The 10,206-nt window shown below is 36.9% G+C and carries 8 protein-coding genes; 4 read left to right on the forward strand and 4 right to left on the reverse strand.

The window, feature by feature from the left end; translation table 11 throughout:
* Positions 1–73: 73 nt before the first annotated feature.
* From ACY10D_RS09140 to ACY10D_RS09155, 4 genes are all read right to left on the reverse strand, one after another.
* Positions 74–307, reverse strand: a complete 234-nt coding sequence (locus ACY10D_RS09140) for a hypothetical protein (RefSeq protein WP_487000433.1) — start codon at positions 305–307, stop codon at positions 74–76.
* Positions 300–515 carry a hypothetical protein gene (locus tag ACY10D_RS09145; RefSeq protein WP_487000434.1) on the reverse strand — a complete coding sequence of 72 codons (216 nt, stop codon included), beginning with the start codon at positions 513–515 and terminating at the stop codon, positions 300–302. The genes ACY10D_RS09140 and ACY10D_RS09145 overlap by 8 nt, the downstream gene beginning before the upstream one ends.
* Positions 516–517: 2 nt before the next feature.
* Entirely contained in the window at positions 518–742 is a 225-nt protein-coding gene (locus ACY10D_RS09150; protein ID WP_487000435.1) for a hypothetical protein, read from the reverse strand.
* Between the two features lie 68 nt (positions 743–810).
* Entirely contained in the window at positions 811–8,097 is a 7,287-nt protein-coding gene (locus tag ACY10D_RS09155) for an AAA family ATPase (RefSeq protein WP_487000436.1), read from the reverse strand.
* A gap of 171 nt (positions 8,098–8,268) precedes the next feature.
* Here ACY10D_RS09155 and ACY10D_RS09160 point away from each other — a divergent pair, with 171 nt between their 5' ends.
* The 4 genes from ACY10D_RS09160 to ACY10D_RS09175 all read left to right on the forward strand — a co-directional run.
* Positions 8,269–8,706, forward strand: a complete 438-nt coding sequence (locus tag ACY10D_RS09160) for a hypothetical protein (protein ID WP_487000437.1) — start codon at positions 8,269–8,271, stop codon at positions 8,704–8,706.
* The gene (locus ACY10D_RS09165; RefSeq protein WP_487000438.1) at positions 8,703–9,227 is read left to right on the forward strand and encodes a hypothetical protein; all 525 of its coding nucleotides are present in this window, start codon (positions 8,703–8,705) and stop codon (positions 9,225–9,227) included. Before ACY10D_RS09160 ends, ACY10D_RS09165 begins: the two co-directional genes overlap by 4 nt.
* Before the next feature lie 86 nt (positions 9,228–9,313).
* A complete protein-coding gene (locus ACY10D_RS09170) occupies positions 9,314–9,583 on the forward strand; it encodes a hypothetical protein (protein WP_487000439.1) in 270 nt (89 codons plus the stop codon).
* Positions 9,584–9,622: 39 nt separating this feature from the next.
* The coding region (locus tag ACY10D_RS09175) for a hypothetical protein (protein WP_487000440.1) at positions 9,623–10,206 on the forward strand (584 nt) is incomplete at its 3' end.

Raw genomic sequence — 10,206 nt, forward strand, 5'->3', positions numbered from 1 at the left:
TCGAGCGTAGTGAAGTGAAAGTTTCATGCTGCGTTCTTCGAGGAGTCGCACTCAGCAATGGGTGCGGCTTACTCTACATATCAACTGTTCTTGTTTCACCCGCCCACTCGTATAAATCACCAAACAAATGCTTATGCACTCTTTGCAAGCCGCTATAATCAAGAGCGACATTAGGTAATAATATTTTAGTCTTTTGGTAGGTGATTTCTTTTTCTATTTCTGCAAGGTGAGATTGATTTTTAATATTAAACTTGTTGATTAAAATGTCAGTATTTGAGTATAAATAAGGGTCTTGAAACTTAGACATTTGCTGAGTAGTTTTGCGCTTTCTTAAAAGTATGAGCTAATGACTGTTCAATTGAAATCTTGCCAGAATCAATATCATGTAATTTTTTAATATCTTCTTTTGTAATATCAATATTCTCTAAGTAGCAAGCTCCTAGTCCATCAATAGATGACTGTGATAATTTAGATAAGTCTAATTTTTTTGATTCGCAATATTCATAAAAAGTCATAGTTATACTCCAGCCTTGTTTTTGTCGATACGATCAAGTAATGATTGATAATTTTCGACAAGCTCTGAATTACCATTTTCTTGAGCAGACACTAATACTTTCTGCAACTCATCACTTATTTTTTTGATATGCTCTGGGGAATCCTTTAGCGCATCAATAATAAGCCTTGCAGATTCCAAATATTCTTGGGATTCCCTGCTGCTACTTGCCTGAATATTATCTTTCATTATTAGTCTTGATTTAACTACAATATATGGTTAATTATATCATAAATCTAAGTAATTGCTGAGCAAATCTATTTAAAACCTTTGCCTTTAACAGCGGTAAACATATTCTTTTTAGCTACTTTTTCCTCTAACTCTTTTATTTTCTTGGCACCTGCTTTTAGTGATTGGTCTAAGTCAGTTTTCAATACAGCTCTTTCAGCTTTAGTCAATAAATAGACATCGGAGTATTCAATACCTAAAGCGTGAGCAAGTCTTTCATGTAATCCAACATTTTTAGCAACCTTAAAGCCTTTTTCGTTACGTACTAGATTATGAGCGGTTTCTTTTGTCCGCTTTTTCAATTCCTGCGCTTTTGGTCGATTACAAATTTCTATAAACTCATCATCTGATTTAGCTACATCATAGGCTTTTTTAATATACCTAGCGCTTTGATGCTCAACATTGGCAAAATCACGTAACAAGTGTACTTGCTCTTTGTTCTTCGCAAAATCTGGTATCTGATTTTCGACTTTGCGCCATTCATCTAAGCGCTGTAAAAACATGCGGTCATATTTCTCTGGCACAGGTAAATTTAGGTCTTTACGCAAACCATTTAAACCTTTTTCCTGTATAACATCATTCCAGTCGGTCTTAGCCTTGTCGCCTTTCTCATCAACAATACGCTGTAGCATTTCAGGCTCTTTAGCGGTCACTTTTAGCCCTGCTTCTTCAAAGGCTTTCAATGCTTTAGTAAAGGTCTCATCGGTCTTGGCTTTTTCTCCGTCATTGTCTTTCAGTAAAATAACTTCGCTTGGCTTAAAGCCTTTTACTTTGTCTATCATATTTTCCATGTTAGACACGGACATTGACACAAGCACCGTAGCATTTCGATCTGCTAAAGCAACACTGGCTGCGGTTTCAATTCCCTCAGCTATATAGACTTTTCCATTGTCGCCAACTTGTAAAGTGGCACCATTTCTTATACTGCCTTTTGATAGCTTAGGCGTATCCATGAATGCTGCTTTGTTTGCAGTTTCTTTGTCTAAATAAGTACGCTGCACACCAACAACATTGCCACCTTTGTCGGTCGATGCAATCACCATAGCAGGTATTTTGTTTATTTTCTCAACACGCTTGTATTGTCCTTGGTTGGCTTCATCTTCAACATAATCAACCCATTTGGCACCAATTGGGAACAAGCGCAAAGTAGTGTTTGAAATATCATAGACATTGCGATGCACTGCCATGTATTCCTCAACAATCGTATTTTCAGCAGGAACGGTTGCATTCCATATTGATTGTACAGATTCAAGTTTTTGTTCTTGCGCTCGTTTTTCTAGTGCTGCTCGTTGTTGATTTTGCTGATCTCGTGCCTTAACTCGCTCTATACTATCCTCAACTTGCGCTTGTGATTCGCTTAGTCCTGCAATATATGCACCTTTTTCTAACGCTTCTCTATAGCCTAAGCCTGATTCGTGCATTAATGCCTGTACTGGGTAGCCGCCTTTGCCACTGCCAAAATCATACCATTTGCCCGCATCTTTGCCTGTTAATGTGACAATCAAACCGCCTGACCAGCGCATTTCTTTTGAGGTTTGCTTTTTAGGCTCGCCGAATATATCCGTATAAGTTGCTACTGGATTTGCCATTAGCTCGTCATTAATTAACTCAGCATTCCATTTCTTAGCGCGTTCAATGGCTTCAAAGGCGGCTGTTTTTCTGGTGCTGATAACTGGCGCGTCATTAATAGGCTTAACTGCCGTACTTTGCTGATAGTATTCGCTGATACTATCTTCAATATTACCTAGATTAAACTCGCCATGATCGTAGTAATAGGCATCTGGCTCAAGCTCGTTGAAAGATGGCGCAGCATTAAATTGTTGTTGCTCTTTTTGTTTAAAGTATCTTTCAGCGTGTTTCTCTAATTTGTCGAGTTTAACTTTTTCAAAGGTTAATGCGTCACTGTAACGTGATTGATCTTGTTGAATCTGTGCCGCTAATTCGTCACGTTTGCTAATCAGCACAAAGCCTTGTTTTTTGTCACCTGAGCCGTACGCTTTAGCAACCGCAACAACTGAATCAATATAAGACAATACAACATCATGATTGGCTTTCTGCTCGTCATTGAGTGTTACACAATGGGCTTGACGCTCAAAACTATGTACATCTTTGTAATAAGCACGTGTATCAACTTCAAGTGCTTGTAACTTGTGGTAAACAAAGCCTTTTTTGTATTCCTTGCTTAATTCACCAGCCAAGGCAATAGATTGTTCTGTGTTTGGCTTAAGTAGCTTGTAATGCTTAAGCTGATCAGTCAAATATTGTCTATTGGCATCTTGCTCTAGTTTTTTGAGCCTGACAGATTCAAACAATAGTGCATCTTCATAGTATGAATAGCTTTGAACAATTTGTGCTGCAAGCTTTTCAACCTCTGGCATTAATGCTTTGTTTAAGGCTTCATCTTTGGCTGTGTAAGCTTTGTATGCCGCATCAGATTTTTCAGCATAAGTAATGACAACATCATGCGCTTGTCGCTCATCTGCTGTCAAATTAGCGCGGTATTCCTGACGTTTAAAGCTTACGGCATCGGCATAAAAAGCATCACGATCTGCGCCAAGCTCTTTCAACTTATGGTACAACTGACCGCTGTTATATTGCTCACTTGCTTCTCCTGCGATGGCGCGGGCTTTATAACTGCCTGATTTCTCTAATTTGTAGCGTTCAATCGCATCAATAATACTATAGCTTTGCGCTTCTTTAATCAGCGTTTCAAGATTCAAATTCTGCTTATTAGCACGTGATAATGATGTTTTAATGCGAGCATGTAATGCTTTACTCGATAGCTTATCGTTATCTTTATTGGCAACGTCTATTTCTTCACCTGAGAAAGTGAACGCATCAAGTACCGTGCTATTAATATTAGCACCTAATAATTTACTTGCTTCAAACGCTAAGCGGTTACGCTCAGTAGATAAGTTAAACGCATGTTTTTGTACTTTCTCTAATCGAGATAGTTTTTGTTTTTGTAATTCCTGCGCTTTATCGTCTACTGGTGCCTTATCTTTGCTATTGGATTTTGGCTGATCTTTTTTATCTGCTGTTGTTTCTTGGTCATACGTATTTTTAGCAACGCGATAATCTGACCATGCGCGTGATGAATCACCACGCGACAACATATAATCGGCTAAAGCTCGATGCACTGCTTTATCATCGCCTGTTAATTCAGCATTATCAAGGTTGTATTGATGAACTTGTGACAAGTGCCATATATCGCGCTCGTTAACCTCAGCTTGCTTTAAAAAGAAACGGTGCTTGTGTATGCGATCAGTCATCTCATACGCTAAAGAAGCCAACGCATCACGATTAGCATCAGTAGACGGCTGCTTACTTAATGCTACAAAGTTTTCTACCCGCTCTTGTGCTTCCAATCTCTCAGCATGCAGCAATATATGACGTGTAAACTTATCCGCTTTGTTTGTATTAACCTTGGATTTGTTCAGTTCGTCCGCACGATCAAGTTGTGCTTTTTGTTTCTCAAGACTGGCTTTGACCTCAGTTTGAAGCTCAGCCATTGTTTTTTCATGCGACTCTTGTGGTGCATCACTGACACTTTGCTGTTTCCCTTTAGCTTGATTGGCTACCTTAGTGTGTCGGCTTAATTTCTCAAAATAAGGGTGTACCTCTAATAGTTTCTCTGGTGCATTTTTAGCCCACTTAGCTAAGTGTGGATAATCTTGTGCCAAGTCATACGCTACCTCGTGACAATCAGCAATCGCCTTGTACATGATGTCACGCGCATTTTGTAACGCTTCGGTGACTTTATCATGTGGTATGTCGCCTTTTTCTGATATGCCTAACTCAAGCTTAAGTGCTTGCTCGATCTGCTGCATTTCACCATAGGATTTACCTGCATCGACAAGAGATAAGCGATAAGCTTCAACACGATCAAAACGCACTTGATTCTCTGGGCTTAAATTCGCTTTAAATTGGCGTAACTTCTCAGCCTGAGCCAGTTTGCCAACATTCGCCCATATCAAGCCCTCTTCAAAGCCTAATCCTACATAGCCCCTAAAGTCACTATTTAAAGCAAAGGCTGCCTTTTCAATCTCTGCCTGTGTTGATTTAGGATTGATGTAGCTGCGAATGACCTCGCGCCTTGCATGGCGATCTGCATTTGTCTTTAAACGATCAATAATTTTGTCATGGGTCACGGCATGTGGGAACTTAACAGCAAATACTTTACTGTAGCTATCAAAATTCGCCATCATCTTAGCTGCTAAGATTTCGCATTTTTGATTATAAGCGCGTGATAGCTTCTCATAATGCTGTTGATGTTCTGGCTTGATCTCTTTGCCTTTACTGTCTTTTTGAATAGGTGCGTTACTATCAAAATGATCAGCCTGCGATTTCTTCCAGTAATTAGTTGCTGTTTTACCTAAGCCGAGATACTCTTCAACATCTTTTAAACACGCTCTAAAACCTTTAATCTGCCCTGCTTTCATTCTCAAGGCATGTTCGCCCTGGTACTTGTTAACTGCTTGCCATAATTCCTGACGCGAAACATAAGACGCACTTTCATCTTTAGTATTAACAATATCTTGCGCTAGTTTGCCTTTCTCATAAGGATTAGTAGCATCACCAAAGGCACGTACGCGAGATTCAGCAATATAGGCATTTGCCCACTCTTCTAGCTTTTCAATACTAATATTGTTTAACTCAAGCGCTCGTTCGTACTTGTCCGCCTTAGTAAATACCGCAAAGGCTGCTTTGTTGCGCTCATAGAATAGATCACCTATTTCTGTATTATAGGCAGCTTTAGCTCGAGAGTTTTCGTACCACTTCTTGCCGTACTTCTCGACAAATTCACTATAGCGTTGTCCGCTATCGATATTTAAATCAGCTAAATCAGCAACCGCGCGAGCTTCTTTGTTTAGCTCTTGTTGCGCGTTTAATTTTTCATTTAAGGCAGTCTCACGATCAAATGCCGCTTTAGATGCTTTGTACTCTTCATAGTTAAACAAATAATTCCAAGTATCGCGTGTTTTATGATAAGCACCACGTATGTTAGAAACGGCATTACCCGCAAAAGTCTGTGCGTCTCGTCCTCTACGAATGGCAAACTGTAAAGGATAATCTAAGACATTATCACGCAATGGTGATCTGGATAGCTCACGCTTAAGCGTATGAATATCTTTGTAGGTATCCTTATCGGCGAAAAAGTGCATATTGAGCTTATGCCGTGACATCGCAACATAGCTTAAGAATCTATCCCAACCACGCCCTTTAGCATACACTAAACAATTATCAACGCTGACACCTTGGGATTTGTGAACAGTGGCACAATAGCCATGATCAAAGTTGTTAAATTCCTTAGCGTTAAATTGATAATGTTTAACGTCCTTAGCGTCTTTATCATCGTCAAGTCTAAAGGTCACAATATCATTTTCAATACCAACAATCGTTGCCAATTGTCCATTTTTGATTTTAACATCACCTAGAGTTTTATTCTTTAAGAATATAATGCGATCGTTCGCAGCAAATTCTTTAACATCCTCTTTGCCGCTCACGCTAACATTGAAAGATTTGCTTTCACCTAAAACGCCTTGCTGCTTTAAGTAGTCACGTGCTAACGAATTAATTTCGGCAACTTGCTCATTTTTAAAAGCAAGGATTAATGTGTTTTCTGGTTTCTCATTAATGTAACCTTGCCATGTACTCAGCAATTGCTTCTTAATAACTGAATCATCATCTAAAACTAAACGATCTTTTTTAAGGTAATGATCAACGGCAAGGCTAATTTCACCTTTAGCAAGTGACTTAGTAGCTAATGCGTCTAACTTATCCTTTTGCCTTCTCACTTCTAGCATTTCAGCAAAGCCAATACGTTCGAGTATCGCTCTAAATGGCGCGCCAAAAGATACAGGCTGTAATTGATCTTTATCGCCAATTAAAATGAGCTTGATTTTACGTTCTTGCGACATTTTCACAAGGTCATACATATCCTCTAAGCCGATCATACCCGCTTCATCAATCACTAAAATAGAATTATGATGTGGTAAGTATTTATGACTTTCCTCACCTTTTCGATAATTGTCTAATATTCTGTATATCGTTTGTGATTTAATGCCAGTCTCAGATTCTAAGCCATGCTCTGCTTTGCCCATAATTGCAGCGCCAGAAATATAAATGCCTTGACGATCATATAATGCTTTAACTGCTTTCATTAAATGTGTCTTACCAGTACCAGCGCTGCTATTCAAACACACAATATTTCCAGCATCTATAATGTGTCTAAAAGCTAATTTTTGCTCATCTTCTAACGTATATACTTTGCTATTTGAAATTTCATTAATTAGCTTCTGATCTACTTTAAAAGATCGAATCTCTGACATCTCATTAGAAATTTTAGCTAAATCAATTTCTTTTGTGAAATTAGATTTAGTTGTAAAGCTTAAACGGCCTGATTCATTGTAACCAATATTAATTAACTTATGTGATTCTAAGACTTTAGCTAAAGTCTCGTTGTAATCTTCTTTAGTTTCAGTTGATTTAAAAATAAGGTTTTCAATATCACGCTGAGAAAATACCGCTTGTCTTTTATCTAACGTATCAATAATGATTTCATGGTTTTCTTTAACAGCTTCAATGCTCTCTTTTTTGATTTCAATATTTTTCTTAGCACGAATCTCCGCATAGTTATCCTGCTCTCGAATAACACCCTCATGCAATGTCGGTTTTATATATCCTTGGTCTACAACTAAATCTATATTATGTTCTTGAAAATAATTGTTTTGAAAAATTTCCCATTTCTTATTTAAAAAATCCTTAACTGCAAAATGCTTACCATTTTTAGTCTGCACAGCCGATGTCATATTTCTTACTTTTCTTGGAGATAATTCATCAGCAATAATCTCCCTAAAAGTTATCATGACATGAGCATGTACATTCTCATCGCCTTTATCGTGAATACAGACATCAGCAGCGACATTGTAAACATCAATATAATTTTCTTTAATGAAAGCGTTAACTAAATCAGTTTGTTGTGACAGGTTTAATTCTTTAGGTAAAGCGATTTGTAATTCAAATGCAAGTTGCGCACTATCACGCCTATTATGCAAAGATTCGACATACTCTACTTTATTCCAGAGCTTTCCGCGATTTTTAAAAGGGTGATTATCTTCATTCAATTTATCATTAAAAGCAGATTGTGGTAGAAGAATATTCTTATAAACGCAATCTCCTTTATCTGTGTAGTCATAGGTAGCACCCGTCGTTTCACAGTAAAGTGATTCATTCGCTCTGTAAGCTGCCGAACGTACTGCGTTATATCCTTCTGAGCGTGACATAACGGTCGGCATAATAAACTGTATCGCCATAACATGATCAGTATAAGCAATTACTTTGACGCAGTCAATGTATATTGCGCCCACCTTGGGATGCTCGGGTTACTTCGTACCCTCCAATGTATTCGCTTCGCTCATATTATTTGAATTAATGTTAGAATATTGGTAAAATCAATAAAAGTATTTTCATTTGGAACAAAAAACATGATGATCACATCATTAAATAAAAAACGATCGGTATTATTATTCATAGTGTCATTAAATTTAATTGGGTGCGCCACAACACCTATTCCACCATCTCAAGCAAAATCAGTAATCAATATCCTCGATAATGCCTACACCCCTAATGGTAACAATGAAATAACAATAATTAGAGAATCTGGCTTTTTTGGTGCTGGCTGTTCTATTGAAATAATAGTTAATAATTCTAAAGTTTCTTATTTAAATTCAAGTGAAAAAATAACACTGTCTCTTAAAAATGGAAATAATCTAATCGCAGCTAAAAAGTCATCGCTATGTGGTGGTGACTATAGAAGCATATCAATTAATACTAATAATGGTTATGCGAAAATATATGAATTAGGATTTGGCACTAATGGCGATTTCTATTTTCAACCTTATATTGAAGATATCGATTCATGAATGATTATAAAAAAATAATTGAGCTTGAAAAAAGAAAATCACAAATTGAAAGAAAGATCATTTTACAAAGGAATAAAGAGCGAATAAAAGATAAAAAGCGGAAAATATCACTTGGCAAAATGATAATATTATCTGGTGCAACACAATACTATAATCCGAAAGATTACCCTTTTAATTTTGTCATAGTATTAGGCAGCCTATTTTACATAGTCGGCATAGAATCAAAATTTAAACTATCTATTTTACTTGGCGCGTGTTTCACGATATTTCAAAAAATCAAAGATGATGATGACTTAAAAAGTGAATTAGTCAAAAATGGTCAATCCTATTATGAGCAATACACTTTAACCAAAGAACGCAAAACAAAAGATGACACGCTAGAGTATCCATTAGATTTTTTCTTAGGTGTAGTTATCGCTGCAAAAGAATTTATACTGACCGACAAAAATATAGATTACTGCCATGAAATTGGCGACAAAATATTTACTAAAAGACGTAACAAAAAAATACAAAAAACTTAGCTATATAATGATATTTTGCAAGGCTTGATCTGTGATTTATGGTATAATATCAGTGTTAATATTTTCAAAGAAAGGATTTATTCAAAATGGCAAAATCAAATAAACTTCAACAACTACTTGATCAAAAAGCAAAAATTGAAGAACAACTACGCATCGAAAAAGAAAAGCAATATTTACTCATAGGTAAAATTGCTGTTAAGTATGATCTTCATACATGGTCTAAAGAAGAAATCGAAAATCTATTTAAAGAAGCATCTGAAAAAGGACAGCTTCACTATGCAAATAAAACAACAAATCAGGAAAAGCAACAAAAAGAGAATGTTCATAACCAACATAACCACAACACACAAAGTTAATATTTACTTTGAGGACGTAGGCGAAAAGGAGTGTCCACCATGCAAAATGATAATGTTATACAAGCAAATCCTAGGAAAATCAGCCAAGCTGAAATTGAAAACCTTAGAAAACAGGTTGATGATCAAAAGCGTTTAATGGAATATAAGCAGTTGAAAAAAGACTTACAAGATATCTCTTTTCAAACGGCTAATACACCAAACGAATATGATTCAGCTATGCAATACCCAGATACGGATAATGTCATACAACCAAGAAACGCACCTAGAAATTTCATTAACTTATTGTTTAGGCGCATAGGTCACATGCTTTCACCTCGCCCTTGTGTCGGTAATTTCATATCACTGTTTTTGGTGATTGGCATTTTAGTCATGATACGCGCTGAGATTATCACTAAAATCGGTTCTTACAATGTTGAAAAGTATTTGCCTTATATCGGCTATGCTTCATTAATTGTTGGCGCAATTACGATTATCAAATCTGGCACTCGTTCTTTACTAATTCCATTGCTTGCCGTTGTCATTGGCGGTATAGTAGCTACAACAATACAGCCACATGAGCTTATCTTAACTTTTCAAAAAGCTGTCTATCAAGGCATGTTTGTCGTTGGGTTAATTGGGCTTGT

It is taken from the genome of Cysteiniphilum sp., assembly GCF_057495195.1.

Excerpts from the sequence above, each read along its gene's own strand:
- ACY10D_RS09165 (WP_487000438.1), top strand. The coding sequence starts at position 8,703 with ATGAATGATTATAAAAAAATAATTGAGCTTGAAAAAAGAAAATCACAA.
- ACY10D_RS09155 (WP_487000436.1), bottom strand. The coding sequence starts at position 8,097 with ATGGCGATACAGTTTATTATGCCGACCGTTATGTCACGCTCAGAAGGA.
- ACY10D_RS09145 (WP_487000434.1), bottom strand. The coding sequence starts at position 515 with ATGACTTTTTATGAATATTGCGAATCAAAAAAATTAGACTTATCTAAA.
- ACY10D_RS09170 (WP_487000439.1), top strand. The coding sequence starts at position 9,314 with ATGGCAAAATCAAATAAACTTCAACAACTACTTGATCAAAAAGCAAAA.
- ACY10D_RS09150 (WP_487000435.1), bottom strand. The coding sequence starts at position 742 with ATGAAAGATAATATTCAGGCAAGTAGCAGCAGGGAATCCCAAGAATAT.
- ACY10D_RS09160 (WP_487000437.1), top strand. The coding sequence starts at position 8,269 with ATGATGATCACATCATTAAATAAAAAACGATCGGTATTATTATTCATA.
- ACY10D_RS09140 (WP_487000433.1), bottom strand. The coding sequence starts at position 307 with ATGTCTAAGTTTCAAGACCCTTATTTATACTCAAATACTGACATTTTA.